This window comes from Anoxybacillus sp. UARK-01, from assembly GCF_002075365.1.
GTDB classification, from domain to species: Bacteria; Bacillota; Bacilli; order Bacillales; family Anoxybacillaceae; genus Anoxybacteroides; species Anoxybacteroides rupiense.
Genome location: NZ_NASY01000047.1, coordinates 349,313 through 366,734, shown reverse-complemented (window position 1 = coordinate 366,734; position 17,422 = coordinate 349,313). Strand labels below are relative to the sequence as shown.

Below are 17,422 nucleotides of genomic sequence, written 5' to 3'. Positions count from 1 at the left end.
CCGTTATTTCAGTTTCTTAAGCTGGTCACCAACCACTTCCCCAAGTTGGAAGCCTGTTGATTCTGCCTGTTTTGTATATTGGCTGTAATCTTCTTCATTCACTGGCTCTTCCATTAACTCGCGCATGCTTAATGAAATGCGATGCTCCGCTTCGTTGACTTCAAGCACTTTTACTTGAGCCTCATCGCCTTCTTGTAATACCTCGTGCGGAGTGCCAATATGCTTATTAGAAATTTGTGAAATATGCACAAGGCCTTCAACGCCTGGGAAAATTTCAACAAACGCTCCAAAAGGCACAAGACGTTTTACTTTTCCTGTTACTACATCGCCAGGTGCTAGTTTTTGTGAAATATTTTCCCATGGGCCCGGCAGCGCCTCCTTAACAGACAGCGAAATGCGGCCGCTTTCTTCGTTCACTGACAGCACCTTCACTTTTAACGTATCTCCTTCTTGAACAACATCAGACGGATGAGCGACACGTGCGTGAGACAGCTGCGAAATATGTACAAGTCCATCAAAGCCGCCGATGTCAACAAATACGCCAAAATCAGTAATACGGCGAACGGTGCCTTCAATCACTTGCCCTTCTTGAAGCTTCTGGAATGCTTGCTTCCGCTGTTCTTCTTGTTGTTGTTCAATCACCGCGCGATGAGATAAAATCACGCGATTTTTAGCGCGATCCAACTCTACAACCTTCACTTTCAACGTGCGCCCTTTATAATCAGAAAAGTCTTCCACAAAATAAGTTTCAACAAACGATGCCGGGATGAACCCTCTTACGCCGACATCCGCAACAAGACCGCCCTTTACAATATCCTTTACCACCACATCAAACGGCTCGCCGCTTGTAAATCGCTTTTCTAGCTCCTCCCAGGCGCGGTCCGCATCGACTGCCTTTTTAGATAAAATTAATAATCCTTCGTCTTCATTTTCTCCTTCTTCCACTTTTTTCACTTTTGCAACGATCTCATCCCCAACGGATACCGCATCGCTTGTTTTTTCAATATGAAGGCTGGATAGCTCGCTAATCGGAATGATGCCGCTTTGCTTGCTGCCTGCAATATCCACAAGCACTTGTTTTTCTTCAAGCTTGGCGACTTTGCCGTGAACGAGATCACCCACCTTATATACATTTACCTCTACATTCATATCCTCTACCATTAAAAACCCTCCTTCGTCGACTACCCATAGCTACTGTAAAGCATGACCAAAGGAAACAAATGTGCTTATTTTCCCATGAGGTCTACTTTTCTCATTATTATACCATATTTTTTCAAAAAGCATGTATTGGAATGCTCAACGATGTTCATCTAAAAGTGCTTGAATATGATTCATAATGTAATCCGTTGCTTCCTCAGGAGACGCCTTGCGTTCTCTCAGCTCATCCATTGGAATTGGCGAACCGTATACAACCTTCAGTCTTTTCAATGGCCGATATGGCCCGATAATCGCGCAAGGCACTACTTGGGCATCCGTTCTTAAAGCAAAAAAGCCGACACCAGACAGCCCCTTTTTTAATTTGCCGTCCCTGCTTCTTGTCCCCTCCGGAAAAATTCCGAGCACATTTCCTTGCTTTAGCACATCCAAGCCCGTTCGTAGTGCTTGCCGGTCGCTCATTCCCCGCTTGACCGGAAAAGCGTGCAATGACGGAAGCAAGCTTTTTAAAATCGGTACACGAAATAGCTCTTCCTTCGCCATAAAATGAATAGGCCTTGGAGCTGTAATGCCGACAATTGGAGGATCTAAATTGCTAATATGGTTAGAACAAAGAAGTACGCCGCCTTCCTTCGGAAAATGTTCGGTGCCGATGATTTCGACACGATAAAGGGGCTTTAAAATCCCCGATACCACTCCTTTCGCAAACGAATAAAAATTCAAGGCGATCAAATCCTTTCCTCTATGATTTTCATAATCTCGTTCACGACGTCATTGATAGATAAAGAAGTTGTGTCAATTTCAACGGCATCTTCCGCTTTTTTCAGCGGCGCAACTTCCCGTTCGGAGTCTATCTTATCCCGGCGGGCGATTTCCTCCTTCAGCTTCTCCAAATCGGAGGCAAATCCTCGAGCCAAGTTTTCCTCATGCCGACGCTTGGCTCGCTCCTCTACCGATGCCTTTAAAAAGATTTTGACTTCTGCCAGGGGTAATACATGCGTTCCGATGTCGCGCCCATCCATGACCACGCCGCCCCGTTCGCCTAATGCCCGCTGCCGTGCCACCATTTCCTCACGAATAAGCGGATGCTTCGCCACTAATGAAACAGAATTGGTGACTTCTTCACTCCGAATAACATCTGTTATATTTTGTCCGTTAACAAGCACAAGCTGACCGCGTTCAGAAGGCTTCAATTCAATATATGTATCGCGTAATACCTGCAAAAGCGCTTGTTGATCATGTAGATCAACTCCCTTTTGCAACGCAAGATACGTAAGAGCACGGTACATCGCTCCTGTATCAATGTAAACATAAGCAAGTTTTTCTGCCACAATTTTTGCAACCGTGCTTTTTCCGGCAGCGGCTGGTCCGTCAATGGCAATTGATATTCGCTTCATATACCCTCCTAATGATCGTTCAAACATATTTTTCAAAGAAAAAAGCAGGACATCTCCTGCATACTTCGATGATATTTTATCACATGACTCAAGGATGGTCGACGGTTGTTTCAATTGTTTTCGTTTTTTCCTGTTTGCTAACTCCTTCATATTCGTAGACTTTGGTCACATACGGAGCCAAAGGCGTATACAATAGCAAGCATTGTGCTAACAGTAAAAAGAGCAGCTGCACTATCACAATTTTAAGCAAAATGCGTTCCATTCGTTTCATCTGACAACCGCCTCTTTCGTTTTTTTGTCATTATCATCCTTTCACATTTTTCTTTCTTTTATTCTGGTAGTCCTTCTGCTTTTTTCCTTATAGCTAGTTGTCTTTCAAAGCTGTAGCGTATCAGTAGAACGCGATCTTGAGAAGAGATGGTCAAAAACTGCAATGATGCCTTCTGAACATAGCTCCCTTCCACCTGAAACACTCGAACAATTTTGGCTGGCACTTTCATATAATGATATTCTCCCGATTTCATAGGCAGGACAAACCAAGCCTCCACTATCACTCCTGGCAAAATATGGATTCCTCTTTCCGGCAAAACAATGGCCGCTCCTCCTGCACTGATATCCGTGGTCATGGTGGCAAAGGGAGAAAATTCTCCTTGAAGCGGATGAATCGCAACATCTACTGTAGCTTCCACACGCACATATTGCCTGCGCTGCACACGGATCAGGCGCTGTTCATCTGGATAAGAAAGCATAATCATCGGAATCGGGTCGCGCACTTTTCCCCTTACTTCTGTATCGAATAAATAAAGACTTCCATCTTTACCGACGAAGCTTGCTTTAAATTGCATTCCATTCATTAAAAATACAGTTTTCCCCGTTTTTTGATTAACAGGATAGTCGATATAAATAAAATCCGGGAAAACCTCTGCCACTTTGCATTTATATTCATGCACTTCTTTGTCGTTCCTTGATTCGAGAATGAGCACATCCCCAATTTTTATCATATGTTCTCCCTCACATTCCTTATCACCTTTCCTTTTTATTTAAACAAAAAGGAAAAGCTCTTGACAAGCTTTTCCTTTAATCATACGTTCGTTCGACGCTTTGCATTTTGGTCACTTTTTCCTCAACGCCGTTTTGGGCATTGATGAAAATTTGATACGTATCATCGCCTAATGTGCCTAAAAACTCGTAACAAAGCACTTCTTGATTCAAGTCATTTGTAATCACAGACTGTCTCTCTTCCATCACTTTAACACTTGGATTTAGCTTCGCTCTTGCTTGTTCAAGCGAAATCGCTGGTTTTGGAAAGCGATGAAGGCTAGGGGAGGATAGGTAATCGCGAGCCGAGAAACCGACCACCGTTCCATCATCTAACGCAATTTTCATTTGGATCGCTTCCGGATATATGCGAATACCATGATCATTCGTAACAAAGGTCAATACGGCTACGTTGTCGTATTGAGTACTGTCATATAATTCAACATTGGTAAAATGATGCTTCTTTAAAAAATCCATGCCTTTCATCGTTGCTTCATTCAAACTGATCGCTTGTTTGTGAATGGCGCGGTTATCAATGGCCCAAATCGGGTAACCGCCTCTTTCTGTCACATCCATATACGTTTCTGTTTTTGTTTTTGGATCATAAATCGTGAGACTGTAGAAACGATCTTCCGCTCCTTTTCCACTGTGAACAACCTTGATCTTTTCGTTTCCTTTTAATCCTAAAAAGGATTTAGCAATCTTCTTCGCTTCATCTGCCGTAATTCGCTTTCCTTTCGCTCTAACAAATCCCCGTTCTTGAACAGCAGCGCTTGTAAATGTCGGAGACAGATTCGCTGTTTCGGCAAACGATTCGACATTGCTTTCCACCGTTTTAAATCCATCAATAATCGTGTTATCGCTCGGGCGCTGGTTTGTTGCTAGCGCCAGCTCTACATCCATCCAACGCAAATTATTTTTGATGACTAAATGCTGAACATTGCGCAGCTCATTTTGAATATCAGACGCTTGTTTATAAAGAGTTTGCAACGTTTGATATTCTTGCTTGGTAAGCGGCTCTTTTGTTAAATCGCGAATCGCCGCACGATAACTAAATGTACCGATCTGCGCAAGAAATTGTTGCGTTTTATTAAAGGGAAGAAGCGATAATGGAAGCTGTCCAACGTCGGAATGCGCTTCCGAGGCAATCCGCCACACTTCTGCCAGCGCTGGAGAGAGCGACGTTTTAGAATTCATCGCTAATGTTGTGCCGATTTGATCGTGCAGCAGATCTATTTTGTAAGCTAAATCATGAAATGAACGCTGATAATTGTTTTCGGCATGCACCAAAATCGCGTTTTTTTCCTGATGCTCACGATAGCCCCAGTAAGCTGTTCCAATAATCCCTAGTGATAAAAAGCCAATAAGCAAAGTCCGCAACATATAAAACCACCTGCCTTTTTATTTACAAAAAATATGCTTACCGATTTTTTTAATTTGAGGTCGACTCCATATCCATCCATTTGTTGCTGTATCCGGATTAAAATAGTAGATCGCTCCACTGCTTGGATCCCAGCCGTTAATAGCATCCAGCACCGCTTTTTTAGCTGTCTCATTTGGTGTCAGCCAAATTTGCCCGTCGGTAACCGCTGTAAATGCTCCCGGTTGGAAAATGACCCCAGCTACACTGTTAGGGAAAGATGGATGCTCCAATCTGTTTAAAATAACCGCTGCTACCGCTACTTGACCGACATATGGTTCACCGCGCGCTTCTCCGTATACAGCGTTAGCCATTAATTGAATATCATTTTGCGAAAAACCTTTTGGCACGTTCGTTGCTGTTGCAGATCCGCCGCTGCTTGCTGTTCCTTGCTGCTTGACCTGCTGGCTTAACGGTATTCCTCCATAATGTGTAAAGGAATTTCCTTTGCGAATTTGTTCTTTAACAAAGGATTCGTAGTACTTTGACACTTTTACAAGTTTTTGCTTCGTACTTGCACCGACTAGTCCGTCAATCGGTAACCCATATTCACTTTGGAAATTGCGGACAGCCCAGTATGTACTCCAGCCAAATACTCCGTCAATTTTGCTCTTATAAAAGCCAATATATTGCAGACGCGCTTGCAGCTCAATGACATCATCTCCCACAGCTCCGCGCTGAATGACCTGATCAGAAAACGCATGTGCCTCTTTCATCGGCCATTCATATGTCGATAAACAAATAACGAGCAAGCATATAATGATTCGCCAGCGCATTGTATACATACCCCCTTTAATCGATCTGGCTCTATCCGTATTTTTCACCTAAACTTCCTTTTTATGCACATAAAGCAATAACGTGGTTTATTTATAAAACACATGTTAATCAATCAGGGAGTTTGAATAAACGGAAGAACCTATTCGATTCTTGGTCGAAAAGGATCTGTAAACAGCTAAGTTTCATCTATGAAGAACTAGAGGGTTGAACGTACGATTCAAAAACAAAATCCCACTTTTTCGGCGGTCGGAGATTACATCTCATATCTTTCCTGAAAATATTTCCACTCATCAACGAGGAACGCTTCCCCCACATAACAGAACATGAGGTTCATCCTTCTAAATGAAAAATTTACCATACAATAGACCTAAAAGAATACATTGACAGCTCAAAACAAAAAGGCCAAGCTTTAGGCTTGGCCTTTTACAGAAGGAATGACCGCTTCTGCATACATTCCTTTCGCTTGTTTGACTTTTCTCAGTGCCATCCACCACATCGCAAGCATAAAAGGAACCATGTAATAGCCCCATTTTTCTTGTGTGAATAAAATAAAATCGTATGTGCCATGCAAAAGAAAGGGCAGCAAAAAGGAAAGGGCTAAGTGCAAATATCTTTTTCCTTGAAATTTCGCTTTTCCTAAGTAAAATCCCATCATTACGGCAAACAATGCGTGGCTGGATACAGGGAGCAACGCTCTAGTAACAGCAAACTCTACACCGTTAGCAAGCAAATATAAAATATTTTCAAGCGTCGCAAAGCCGAGCGACACACTGGCGCTGTAAACAATCCCATCATATGGTTCATCAAACTCTTCATGGTCAAAAATAAAAAAATAGACGATAAACCATTTGACAAATTCTTCAAGTAATCCGGAAGATAAAAACGCTTGTATCCACTTTTCAGACGCAATTCCTTCTAGCCGCAAAACATGCTGAATAAACATAATCGGAAAAACGAGAATGGCGCCAAATAAAAAAGTTCGCAATACAAGAGAAAGCGGCTCAGTCTCATATTCATCTTTTAAATAAAAATAGCTGAGCAGCGCCACACCCGGGGCGATGCCGGCAGAAATAATTGCAAACATAACAAATCCTCGTTTCCATCTATTTATTTATAATGGTAACATAAGATAATCATGATTGGGAACCATATTTCGTTTGATCGCCCGGAACAAGCGAACCTCTAATTTGGGTCAAAAAGGAGCGAACAAAATGAGGAAACCAGCAAAAAAGAAAACATTTACTGTTGCTGAAAACGAAACAATTGAACAGTGCTTAGAACGGATGAATCAGGAAGGATATAAGCCCGTCCGCCGAATCGAAGAGCCGATTTTTTGCGAGGTAAAAAAAGATGGACATACGATTGTGGAGCCGTGCGGCAGGCGTATCGTATTTGAAGGCGTATGGAAAGAATAGAGCCGGTGCTCTGTCAGCCAACCGCTCGCTCATGCGCTTCTTCGTTTCATACATCGCATTTTTATTGGTAAGGGTTGCATCGTGAGCGCCCTATACATCGTTTTGGCATCATGCAAATGAAACGAACCATCTTGCAAAATGAAAGCGTCGGAGGCAGGGCCGTCCATAGACTTGCCTCCGACGCACGAACATGAGGTTTCCTTCTTATCAACGGGAATCCAAGAGGAAAAGCGCTCGATGTTCATCCTAAAATCCGTGAATCGTCATCCCTCCGTCAACAAATAACGTTTGTCCCGTTACATAATTTCCTGCATCAGAGGCCAAAAATACAGCCGGTCCAACCAGCTCTGGCAATTGCCCAATTCGCTTCAGCGGAGTCACAGCTAAAATATCATTTACGTACTCTTGATTTTGAAGCAGTTTTTCCGTTAATGGAGTTTGAAAGTACCATGGACCAATTGCATTGACTTGAATTCCAAACTTTCCCCACTCGAACGCTAATACTTTTGTCATTTGAATAAGCGCCGCTTTACTGGCAGCATAAGCGACGCCTGTCCGAAGAGCCACATGACCGGCCACAGAGGCAATATTAATAATTTTGCCGCCCGTTCCCTGCTTTTTCATCACCGCACCAACCTCTTGAGACATCATGAATGCTGATTTCAAATTCGTATTCATAATGGTTTCCCATTCAGCATCAGTGACTTCTAAAGCAGCCGTTCGGATATTCATTCCCGCGTTATTAACTAAAATATCAACTTTTCCAGCTTGCTTTATTACCTCCGCTACCGCATTTTTAACAGCTTCTCGATCCGTTATATCCGTTGGAATGATATATGCTCGTCGATCCAGCTGCTCAATGCTTCTAGCTGTTTCTTCAAGCTGCTCTACTGTGCGCGATAAAATCGCTACATTCGCACCAGCTTCAGCAAAACCGATCGCAATCGCTTTTCCAATTCCCCTTCCCGCACCAGTGACAATAGTAATTTTCCCATCTAAACGAAATGAAGGCAAAAACATCGATATTCCTCCTTAATTTGTCTTCATTTTTGACATTTTGAACACTCCCTCATCTACGCTTTACCTTAGAGGTGAGAGGTGCTTATTTAATATGTTAAAACTGTTTTAAGAGATTTCAAACTGTCAGCTACTCCGACTATTTAGAGCTTTTTTATCCTTTGACGTTCTTATGTCTAGTAAAAAAAGCTCTTTAGCAATGTATAGAAAAAAACCTGAAAAGCTTACTCAACGCTTTTCAGGTTTTTGCTTGTCATTCCTCAACCGTAGTTTTTCTTCTAAATTTGCTTAACACTTCATAGACGATCGGCACGATAATCAGAGTCAACAATGTCGAGCTGGTCAAACCGCCAATGACAGTTAGGCCAAGCCCTCGCGAAATCATGCCTCCATCTCCTTCATACCCTAATGCGAGAGGGAGCAATGCCCCAACGGTCGCCAGCGCCGTCATTAAAATCGGCCGGAGACGCGTTGCTCCCGCTTCAATGAGCGCATCTCTTGTAGAGAGCCCTTCACGCTCTTTATGAATGACGCGGTCAATTAACACAATCGCATTCGTTACAACAATTCCAATGAGCATGAGTGCGCCGATCAAAGCCGAAACGCTCAACGTTTCTCCTCCAAGCCATAGCGCCACAAATCCGCCGATAACGGTAAATGGAAGCGAGAAAAGAATAGCAAAAGGCGCCAGCCCTTGACTGAACGTAACCACTAGCACAAAGTAGACCACAGCAATAGCTGCAAGCATGGCCAATCCTAATTGTGAAAACGACTCATTGATTTGTTCAGTCACTCCGCCTGTTTCAATGTTGACACCAGGCGGCAATTTTAAATCATCGATTTTCTTTTGAATGCTTTCGTTGACTTGGCTAACGTCATTCGTCGTAATTTCCCCGCTGACTGAAACGGTAAATTTCCCTCCGCGTCTCGTAATGGTATTGGATGTCTCGCCTTCTTTGACCGTCGCTACCTCTCCAATTTGCACATTCATGCCGAGAGGGGACTGGATCGTTTTCTTTTTCATCTCATCAATTGAAGCAAAAGTCTCTTCTTCCCCTTCAATATAAACTTTAATATCTTGACCGTCTTTTTGAATGGTCGTTAGAACAGGCCGTTCATGCTGTTGGCTTAATGCCATCGCAATTTGTCCAGCCGTCAAACCGAGTTTACTCATCTTTTCTTGATCAACAACCAATGTGTACTCATCATATGTCTTCGATAAACTTGATTCCACATTTTTTAGATTGGATTCATCTTCCAAGATGTTTTGTACCTTTTGAGCGACAGGCTCAATCTCTTCCATTGAGTCGCCAAATACATACAATGTATACTCATTGCTTGACGCCATCATATCAATGGTGCCCCAATCGCCTTTTTCGTGCGTTAATTTACTTAAATCTTTGACTACCTTCTCCTTTTCTTGTTCAAAATTCGGCGTGTCATCTTCATACATAATAAAGAAAATCGCCTGATTTCGATTTCCGGGATTCATCGGATTTTCGCTGCCGACAGACAATTGAACAGTTTTCACATGATCGCGATCAACCAGTAAATCTTCTGCCTGCAACGCGACATCTTTCACTTCTTCAAGCGTTTGTCCTGGATCTGGATTATACGTAACAATCATTTGTTTTTCCTGTTCACTCGGTAAAAAGCTTACGCCAATGACAGGAATTAAAAATAAACTGGAGACAAGAAGCAAAATCGCAATCAATGATGTGATCCATTTATGATTTAAACACCAATTTAAGATTTTTTTATAGTAAGTAGCCAAAAATCCCGCTTCTTTTTCTTTCTCTTTTTGTTTCGCTCCTTTTCTAAATAAGACGTGAGCCAATGCCGGCACAATTGTAATCGCTACTAAAAGAGACGCTAAAAGCGAGAACACAATCGTAAGAGCAAATGGCATAAATAGCTGTCCAACCATGCCTTCAACAAATGCAAGCGGCAAGAAGACCGCAATGGTGACGATGGTTGAGGACATAATCGGAATAAACATTTCTTTCGTCGCTGCAATAATCAGCTCTTTTCCTTTTAATTGCTCTCCTTTTAATGTCATCCGTCTATAAATATTTTCAATAACGACAATCGAATCGTCGATAACACGGCCGATCGCCATGGTCATCGCTCCTAGTGTCATCATATTCAACGTGATGTCCATTTCATGTAAAACGATCAAGGCAATTAAGATGGAAAGCGGAATGGACACCACAGAAATCAACGTAGAGCGAATGTTGCGCAAAAATAGCAAAATGACCGCAACGGCAAAAATCGAACCGAATAACGCTTTATTTAGCATCGTTGCGACAGATTTTTCAATCGGTTCGGCTTGATCTAGCGTGGAAACGATGCCAAGTCCTTTATATTCATCTTTAAGCTCATCCAGTTTTTCTTTTACTTCATTTACGACTTCAACGGTATTCGCATCAGTAGCTTTTACAATTTGCAATCCGATAGCTTCTTTTCCGTTTGTTCTTGATATCGATTCAGCTTTGCCGACGATTTCAATATCAGCAATTTCCCCCAACTCGACTGTTGGTAATTCCATGTTTTTCTGCGAGAGTGCTTGATTTGGCGCTGCGCCATTAGCTCCAGACAAACCGTTTGGCATCTGGTTCATTTGCGCCCCTCCGGCTTGCTGTCCTTGTGACGCCCCTGTGACAGGGATTTTCAGCTTTTTCAAATCCTCAATGGTCGTAATATTTCCATCAACGACCACAGACTTTTCCGTGTCTTTAAATGTATAAAGACCTAATGGCGCACGAAGATCTGCACCCTGAATATAATTTTTAATGGTTTCTTCATTAAGCCCAAGCTCTTTTAATTTGTCCTGATGAAAAACAATCCGTCCTTCTTCCACTTGTTGGCCAGAAGTGACAATGCTTTCTACTCCATCTATTCCTTTCAATTCTGGAACAATGATTTTTTCCACCAGTTCTGTTAATTCAGGAAGTGTTTTTCCTTCATCAAAAAAACTGACTGTATAAACAGGAAAAGCATTAATACTAAATCTTGCAATTTTAGGCTCTCCGACTCCGTCAGGAAGCTCCACTTGTTTGAGTGCCTTTTCAACTTCCTCTTCCGCTCGCTCCATATCTTTTTCAAATTTATATTCGATTTGAATGGAAGAAGCATTTTCAAACGAATTAGAGCTGACGATTTCCACGCCATTCAAATTACGAACAGCTTCTTCAATCGGAACCGTCACTTTTTCTTGTACTTCCTCAGGTGTTGCGCCTGGATACGTAGTCGTAACACTTATAATGGGAGTATTTATGTCTGGAATCGTTTCCAGCTTCATATTAAACCCAGAAAATAGGCCAGCAAATATCGCAATAACAGTTAAAATCCAAATGGCCAGTTTATTACGGAGCGAAAATTTAATCATGTTCTCCACCACGTTCCATTCCTTTCATGCAGATTTGACATTTTTGATTTTTTTATCCATACTGATAGAGAGTTGACTACATAGTCATTATAATTGACCGGTTAACTACAAGTCAACGAAATGAATGGCATTTTTCCGACAATCAATAAGGGGTGTTTCTGTGAAAGAAAAAGAACGCTTAATTATTGAAGCTGCAATGAAATTATTTGCCCGCAAAGGTGTATCTTCCACCTCCATCCAAGATATTACCAATGCATGCGGCATTCCGAAAGGCTCCTTTTATTTTTATTTCAAATCAAAAGACGAGTTGTTAATTAAATTATTGGAACAGTTTTTTAATCATTTAAAGGAAAAAACAAAGCAAATCGAGACCGTTTATGATGATCCCAAAAAACGTTTTATGAAACAACTGTCGGTTCAATTGAAAGAAATTTTGGAGCATAAAGAGATATTTATCACGCAGATGCATGAAAATTTAAAAGAACATAATCAAAAAATTGAAGCGCTGTTACAAGATATAAGAAGTGATTTTTTTCATTTTTTTACAACCAACCTTAAAAAAATTTATGGACGAGCCATTGACAAATATATAGTCGATGCCAACATTATCATTCAAGGAATCTTTTTTTCATTCATTCAATTTCTCGTGTTGGAAAATGGAGTGAGAGTGGATGAAGAAAAGTTAGCAAAATACATTTTACAAACAACTGATGATTTAATAAAAGGAATGCTGTCAAAACAAGAAGATCCCGTCATTCCCGCTGATACCCTAAACAAAATATTGGATCATCCTCAACCGCCGGATCATCCGTTAGATATTTTAAAAAAGATAAAAGACATAAGCCGTCCAATCCTTCATGATGAACAATTGACGATTTCGATTGAAGTTTTAGAAGCGGAAATCATGGCTGAACAACCAAGAATACCCGTTATTAAGGGAATGCTGGCCAATCTCTATGAATATCCAGAGCTGCGCTATTTCGTCAATCAGATGGCTGATTATTTCCAAATCAAATAAGCATCTAAAGGAGCGATTCCTTTAGGTGCTTTTATTTCTGGCGCGATCCTTGTCCTGCTCCATCATCTGTCTAGCACTTTCCTACAAGGTACCCAGAGACGGGGGACTCGTGGCGTTAGTTGGACATTACATGCCAATCATTCGATCCTTCAACATTTGCTCCCAGTGAACAACACCATCACAGACTACTTTATTGGTTTAGAGCTGGTCTTCCCATCGTGTTTTACACATCTCCTCCATTATCTTACGCAATAACAAGAACCATAAGTGAACCGATTGGGTCTTGCACCACGAATTCCCGATGAATATGATAAAATAAAAATAGAATCGAACGGAAAGGATACTGAAAGCACGATGGAAAATCAAAAACACTGGTCCATCCTTATTACTGAAGGAGAAGTTGAACCATGGTATTTTCTCGATGGCTGGGAGAAGCAAATTAAAGAACAAAAGCAATTCACCAATTCAAAAGAAGCGATGGCACAATACAAGGCGCTCGTTGAAGCGCATCGCCAACGATTTGATCACTATCAAATCAAAGGATCATCCATCGCCTGTTTTTGGAACGATGGCGAGGAAGTGTACTGCGAAGCGTGTGACGAGTTTTTGCAAGTGTATCATGGTATTTTGCTCTTTTATCAAGATCGTCTGTTTGAACCTAGCCACATGGATTAACAAAATCCATCTTTTCGAAAATGTAAAAAGACACGCTGTCTCTCTTGCCTAATAGGAATGACAGTAAAAAACGCTGGGGCATGCTCCAGCGTTTTTTACAAATTCCGGCCATTGTTTAGATCGATTCGGATGGAAAAAACATTTCTCTTCAATTATGATTAAATTTTTCCACTGTAAGCTGAAAGTGTTATTCGCGAAAATAATCTTGCTCCAATACTTTTACGTTCTCCAAACTTTTTAGGGCCCATTCGCTGCCGTCTGCGAGCAGTTCTTCTTTCATAGCATCGACCGCTTGCTTTAATGATTCGTGATAGTCGAGCACTTCTCCCTCGTATAAACGTACCATTGGCTTCGGCATATTCGCTTGTTCATTGAAAGCAAGCGCACGCCGCTCATGAAAGAGAGGGACATCAGCCTGCTTCGGCTGATGCAGATCTCCTTGCATCGGATGCTTTAACACGCTTTTGACACGCACTAAATAATGCTGTGGGCGTATATCGGTAATTTCTCCAATATATTTTCCTGTCTTGTAAATACCGATCACTAGGTCTCCTCTTTTTAATGACTCGCTCATCATTTTCCGCTCCCTTCCCAAGGCAAAGCCGCCATTCTTTACTGTTCAAAAATATTCGCTATGTCGCAATCCGCTGCTAAAGCAACCGCCAGTTTCATTCGCGCTTTTTTTGAATCGTAATCGCTCCCTAATATCACGCCTTTTTTATATAAATCATACGCGCTGCCTAAATAATCATAGGTCGTATATACCGCTCCTTCTTCTGCGCTGGTTGTGATGACAACTTTAATGCCTTGCTTAATGGCTCTCTCGATCTCTTCAGCCATTTTCGGCGCGACTTGTCCACGGCCAACCCCCTCAAGCACTATTCCAGCAACGCCGCTTTCCCTTGCTGCTTTAATAAACTTCCCGTCCGCTTCCAAATAGCATTTAATAATATCCACTTCCGGGATCTCGCGCACAAGCTTATAATGCTCCCTTTTCACCGGCTTTTGATATACATACACTTCATCGTTATCAATAATTCCCAAATAACCAAATCCAAAAGCATTAAAGCCTTGGATATTCGATGCATGCTCTTTTTTTACATATTTGGCTGGAAAAATGCGCTCATTAAAAACAACAACCGTTCCTGCTCCCCTTAACTCGTTGGCGCATGCGACGTATATGGCATGCCGAATATTAATATAGACATCGCTCCCTAAATCAACTGGAGATCGTTGAGAGCCAGTCACCACAACTGTGCGCTCATCAGCAATCGTCAAATCTAAAAAATAGGCTGTTTCTTCAAGCGTATCCGTGCCATGCGTGACCACGACCCCATCGACTGAACGATCTTGGAAATAATATTCAATCCGTTCCTTCAAATGCACCAAATTCGAAAACGTCATATGCATGCTTGGCAGTTGAAAAACACTCTCAATAACGACTTCAATATCTTTGGGCAAATGACACATCGAAGCAAGCTCCTCGCCGGTTAGCACTCCGGCAGATAAACGTCCTGATGCAGCATTCAGTTTGCTAGCGATCGTACCGCCGGTTGTAATAAGAACCACTTTTCGTTTTTTCACGTTTAGATCACCTATACCCCTTTTAGTCTCCCGTTTACAGCTCTAAGCGAACCTCAGCCGCTTTTTCGCGTGCAACGATGCAAGCGGCAATTTGCTCACCATGAAACCGACCGTTTTCAATGAAAATTTCATTGGCATTGTTTCCCGCAGCAATCACTCCGGCAATAAAAATGCCAGCCACATTCGTTTCCATCGTATCCGGATCATAAAGCGGCCGACCTGTTTCTGCATCAATGCCCACACCCATGCTTTTTAAAAATTCATGATCGGGGCGATAACCGGTCATCGCAAATACAAAATCATTTTTTATCTTCTTCCATTCCCCGTCCACTTCATAAATGACGGCGTCTTCTGTAATTTCCTTTACATGGGCATTAAATTCCATTTTAATTGTGCCATGGCGCACAAGCGCATCAAATTCCGGCAAAATCCAAGGCTTAATGCTTGACGAATAAGCGCTGCCACGATACAGTACCGTTACTCGAGCCCCTGCCTTTACTAGCTCCAGAGCTGCATCAACACTTGAATTCTTTCCGCCAATCACCACACAGTCTGTATTATAATATGGATGTCCTTCCTTAAAATAATGCATCACTTTAGGCAATTCTTCTCCAGGAACATTCATATAATTAGGATTGTCATAATATCCTGTCGCAATAATGACGTAATCGGCTTCGTATTGATCTTTTGTGGTCCTGACAGCAAACTTTCCGTTTTCCTGTTTGACAACCTGTTCCACCTTTTCAAACGCATAAACGCGAATTTGCTTGCGCGTCACAACTTCGCGATAGTAAGCGAGCGCTTGGTTACGCTTTGGCTTGCGATTTTCCGTAATAAATGGCACCCCACCAATTTCCAGGCGGTCGCTAGTGCTAAAAAACGTTTGATGTGTCGGATAATGATAAATGGCATTGACGATATTCCCTTTTTCTATCACTAACGGCGTATAGCCCGCATCCTGCATAGCAATAGCAGCAGCAAGTCCGCATGGCCCTCCACCGACAATAATGATTTTTTCTTGCTTCATTTCTTTCCCTCCTTGAGGCAATAAAAAATCCCCTACCTAAAAAATGATAGGGGATTTTTGTATAGATTTCAATTAAATCCATCCGCGGAAACGGCAAGCTTCGGCCATTTTTCTAACGCCAACCATATAAGCGGCCAAGCGCATATCCACTCGGCGTGTCTGAGCGGTTTCATACACGTTGTTGAATGCTTTTATCATCACTTTTTCAAGTTTTTCTTCAACTTCTTCCTCTGTCCAATAGTACCCTTGATTGTTTTGCACCCATTCAAAGTAAGAAACGGTTACACCGCCGGCGCTTGCCAATACATCTGGAACGATGAGAACGCCACGCTGTGTTAAAATTTCTGTCGCTTCCAGCGTTGTTGGACCGTTAGCCGCTTCAACAACAATTTTCGCTTTGATGTTGTGGGCATTTTCTTCAGTAATTTGGTTTTCAATTGCTGCTGGAACTAAGATATCGCACTCTAGCTCTAAAAGCTCTTTATTGGTTATTGTATTTTTAAATAGCTTCGTGACAGTTCCAAAGCTATCTCGACGGTCAAGCAAGTAATCAATATCCAAGCCGTTCGGATCGTAAAGCGCGCCATATGCATCGGAAATACCGATCACTTTTGCGCCGGCATCATGCATAAACTTCGCTAAAAAGCTGCCTGCATTTCCGAATCCTTGCACAACAACACGCGCGCCTTCCAGTTGAATGCCGCGCTTTTTCGCAGCTTCGCGAATGCAAATCGTGACCCCTTTCGCTGTGGCTGTTTCACGACCGTGTGAACCACCCAACACAAGCGGTTTTCCTGTAATGAATCCAGGAGAATTAAACTCGTCAATACGGCTATACTCATCCATCATCCATGCCATAATTTGCGAGTTCGTAAAGACATCTGGAGCCGGAATGTCTTTTGTCGGCCCGACGATTTGGCTGATTGCGCGGACATATCCGCGGCTTAGCCGCTCTAGCTCACGGAACGACATATTGCGCGGATCGCAAACAATCCCGCCTTTTCCGCCGCCATACGGTAAATCAACAATCCCGCATTTTAAGCTCATCCAAATCGATAACGCTTTCACTTCACGTTCTGTAACGTTCGGATGAAAGCGGATACCCCCTTTTGTTGGTCCAACCGCATCGTTATGTTGGGCACGGTAGCCGGTAAAAATTTTTACAGTACCGTCATCCATGCGCACAGGAATTTTCACTGTCAGCATGCGAATCGGCTCTTTTAATAGCTCATATACCTCTTCAGGATAACCGAGCTTTTCCAACGCTCTATGTATGACGATTTGCGTTGCTTTTAACACGTCGTGTTTTTCTTCTTGCTTTTCTTCGCTGGTATGCTTGTCGGCTACCATACGTAAACCTCCCATACAAATCACTTGATAATGATATTGTCCACCTTTCATGTCATAGTATACACCTTCCTCTTGTTTATGCAAAGTAAAAAAATCAATTTTTTATTTGTTTTTCTTGATTTGCAACCGCTTACATTCTTTACTATATCAACAACTGTATT

The 17,422-nt window shown here is 42.2% G+C and carries 17 protein-coding genes; 3 read left to right on the top strand and 14 right to left on the bottom strand.

What is annotated here, in order from left to right; translation table 11 throughout:
• Window positions 1-3 precede the first annotated feature (3 nt).
• From rpsA to prsW, 8 genes are all read right to left on the bottom strand, one after another.
• On the bottom strand, window positions 4-1,161 hold the full coding sequence (gene rpsA / locus B6A27_RS14015; protein WP_066145474.1) for a 30S ribosomal protein S1: 1,158 nt from the start codon (window positions 1,159-1,161) through the stop codon (window positions 4-6).
• Between the two features lie 135 nt (window positions 1,162-1,296).
• A complete protein-coding gene (locus B6A27_RS14010) occupies window positions 1,297-1,878 on the bottom strand; it encodes a lysophospholipid acyltransferase family protein (protein ID WP_044742317.1) in 582 nt (193 codons plus the stop codon).
• 5 nt (window positions 1,879-1,883) lie between these two features.
• Window positions 1,884-2,552: a (d)CMP kinase gene (gene cmk, locus B6A27_RS14005; RefSeq protein ID WP_066145479.1), complete on the bottom strand. Its 669-nt coding sequence runs from the start codon at window positions 2,550-2,552 to the stop codon at window positions 1,884-1,886.
• 88 nt (window positions 2,553-2,640) lie between these two features.
• Window positions 2,641-2,823: a DUF5359 family protein gene (locus B6A27_RS14000; protein ID WP_080862393.1), complete on the bottom strand. Its 183-nt coding sequence runs from the start codon at window positions 2,821-2,823 to the stop codon at window positions 2,641-2,643.
• 58 nt (window positions 2,824-2,881) lie between these two features.
• Window positions 2,882-3,553 carry a flagellar brake protein gene (locus B6A27_RS13995; RefSeq protein WP_080862392.1) on the bottom strand — a complete coding sequence of 224 codons (672 nt, stop codon included), beginning with the start codon at window positions 3,551-3,553 and terminating at the stop codon, window positions 2,882-2,884.
• 76 nt (window positions 3,554-3,629) lie between these two features.
• On the bottom strand, window positions 3,630-4,973 hold the full coding sequence (ypeB, locus tag B6A27_RS13990) for a germination protein YpeB (protein ID WP_044742234.1): 1,344 nt from the start codon (window positions 4,971-4,973) through the stop codon (window positions 3,630-3,632).
• A gap of 18 nt (window positions 4,974-4,991) precedes the next feature.
• Window positions 4,992-5,726 (bottom strand): spore cortex-lytic enzyme, encoded by a 735-nt coding sequence (gene sleB / locus B6A27_RS13985; RefSeq protein WP_231734580.1) that lies wholly within the window; start codon window positions 5,724-5,726, stop codon window positions 4,992-4,994.
• Between the two features lie 470 nt (window positions 5,727-6,196).
• Window positions 6,197-6,871, bottom strand: a complete 675-nt coding sequence (prsW, locus tag B6A27_RS13980; protein ID WP_044742232.1) for a glutamic-type intramembrane protease PrsW — start codon at window positions 6,869-6,871, stop codon at window positions 6,197-6,199.
• A gap of 127 nt (window positions 6,872-6,998) precedes the next feature.
• Here prsW and B6A27_RS13975 point away from each other — a divergent pair, with 127 nt between their 5' ends.
• Window positions 6,999-7,202 (top strand): NETI motif-containing protein, encoded by a 204-nt coding sequence (locus tag B6A27_RS13975; RefSeq protein ID WP_066145498.1) that lies wholly within the window; start codon window positions 6,999-7,001, stop codon window positions 7,200-7,202.
• 246 nt (window positions 7,203-7,448) lie between these two features.
• On the opposite strand, the gene B6A27_RS13970 is transcribed toward B6A27_RS13975, so the two are convergent.
• Window positions 7,449-8,222, bottom strand: a complete 774-nt coding sequence (locus tag B6A27_RS13970; protein ID WP_080862390.1) for an SDR family NAD(P)-dependent oxidoreductase — start codon at window positions 8,220-8,222, stop codon at window positions 7,449-7,451.
• A 250-nt stretch (window positions 8,223-8,472) separates the two neighbouring features.
• Window positions 8,473-11,616: an efflux RND transporter permease subunit gene (locus B6A27_RS13965; RefSeq protein ID WP_139788127.1), complete on the bottom strand. Its 3,144-nt coding sequence runs from the start codon at window positions 11,614-11,616 to the stop codon at window positions 8,473-8,475.
• Between the two features lie 151 nt (window positions 11,617-11,767).
• Between B6A27_RS13965 and B6A27_RS13960 the strand changes: the two genes are divergently transcribed.
• Both B6A27_RS13960 and B6A27_RS13955 read left to right on the top strand, forming a co-directional pair.
• Entirely contained in the window at window positions 11,768-12,625 is an 858-nt protein-coding gene (locus tag B6A27_RS13960) for a TetR/AcrR family transcriptional regulator (protein ID WP_161491046.1), read from the top strand.
• A 354-nt stretch (window positions 12,626-12,979) separates the two neighbouring features.
• On the top strand, window positions 12,980-13,300 hold the full coding sequence (locus B6A27_RS13955) for a DUF1033 family protein (RefSeq protein WP_139788126.1): 321 nt from the start codon (window positions 12,980-12,982) through the stop codon (window positions 13,298-13,300).
• A 187-nt stretch (window positions 13,301-13,487) separates the two neighbouring features.
• Here B6A27_RS13955 and kapB read toward each other — a convergent pair whose 3' ends face one another.
• The 4 genes from kapB to B6A27_RS13935 all read right to left on the bottom strand — a co-directional run bounded on the left by kapB (window position 13,488) and on the right by B6A27_RS13935 (window position 17,261).
• Entirely contained in the window at window positions 13,488-13,874 is a 387-nt protein-coding gene (gene kapB / locus B6A27_RS13950) for a kinase-associated lipoprotein KapB (RefSeq protein ID WP_066146501.1), read from the bottom strand.
• Window positions 13,875-13,912: 38 nt separating this feature from the next.
• Window positions 13,913-14,884, bottom strand: coding sequence for an asparaginase (locus B6A27_RS13945; RefSeq protein ID WP_080862387.1), 972 nt, complete (start codon window positions 14,882-14,884; stop codon window positions 13,913-13,915).
• Window positions 14,885-14,918: 34 nt separating this feature from the next.
• The gene (locus B6A27_RS13940; protein WP_080862386.1) at window positions 14,919-15,911 is read right to left on the bottom strand and encodes a YpdA family putative bacillithiol disulfide reductase; all 993 of its coding nucleotides are present in this window, start codon (window positions 15,909-15,911) and stop codon (window positions 14,919-14,921) included.
• A 72-nt stretch (window positions 15,912-15,983) separates the two neighbouring features.
• A complete protein-coding gene (locus B6A27_RS13935) occupies window positions 15,984-17,261 on the bottom strand; it encodes a Glu/Leu/Phe/Val family dehydrogenase (RefSeq protein ID WP_044742226.1) in 1,278 nt (425 codons plus the stop codon).
• Between the last annotated feature and the right edge of the window lie 161 nt (window positions 17,262-17,422).

What these genes read in the sequence shown, in the direction of transcription:
- rpsA (WP_066145474.1), bottom strand. Translation starts at nt 1,161, where the DNA reads ATGGTAGAGGATATGAATGTAGAGGTAAATGTATATAAGGTGGGTGAT.
- cmk (WP_066145479.1), bottom strand. Translation starts at nt 2,552, where the DNA reads ATGAAGCGAATATCAATTGCCATTGACGGACCAGCCGCTGCCGGAAAA.
- B6A27_RS14000 (WP_080862393.1), bottom strand. Translation starts at nt 2,823, where the DNA reads ATGAAACGAATGGAACGCATTTTGCTTAAAATTGTGATAGTGCAGCTG.
- B6A27_RS13995 (WP_080862392.1), bottom strand. Translation starts at nt 3,553, where the DNA reads ATGATAAAAATTGGGGATGTGCTCATTCTCGAATCAAGGAACGACAAA.
- ypeB (WP_044742234.1), bottom strand. Translation starts at nt 4,973, where the DNA reads ATGTTGCGGACTTTGCTTATTGGCTTTTTATCACTAGGGATTATTGGA.
- sleB (WP_231734580.1), bottom strand. Translation starts at nt 5,726, where the DNA reads ATGAAAGAGGCACATGCGTTTTCTGATCAGGTCATTCAGCGCGGAGCT.
- prsW (WP_044742232.1), bottom strand. Translation starts at nt 6,871, where the DNA reads ATGTTTGCAATTATTTCTGCCGGCATCGCCCCGGGTGTGGCGCTGCTC.
- B6A27_RS13975 (WP_066145498.1), top strand. Translation starts at nt 6,999, where the DNA reads ATGAGGAAACCAGCAAAAAAGAAAACATTTACTGTTGCTGAAAACGAA.
- B6A27_RS13970 (WP_080862390.1), bottom strand. Translation starts at nt 8,222, where the DNA reads ATGTTTTTGCCTTCATTTCGTTTAGATGGGAAAATTACTATTGTCACT.
- B6A27_RS13955 (WP_139788126.1), top strand. Translation starts at nt 12,980, where the DNA reads ATGGAAAATCAAAAACACTGGTCCATCCTTATTACTGAAGGAGAAGTT.
- kapB (WP_066146501.1), bottom strand. Translation starts at nt 13,874, where the DNA reads ATGAGCGAGTCATTAAAAAGAGGAGACCTAGTGATCGGTATTTACAAG.
- B6A27_RS13940 (WP_080862386.1), bottom strand. Translation starts at nt 15,911, where the DNA reads ATGAAGCAAGAAAAAATCATTATTGTCGGTGGAGGGCCATGCGGACTT.
- B6A27_RS13935 (WP_044742226.1), bottom strand. Translation starts at nt 17,261, where the DNA reads ATGGTAGCCGACAAGCATACCAGCGAAGAAAAGCAAGAAGAAAAACAC.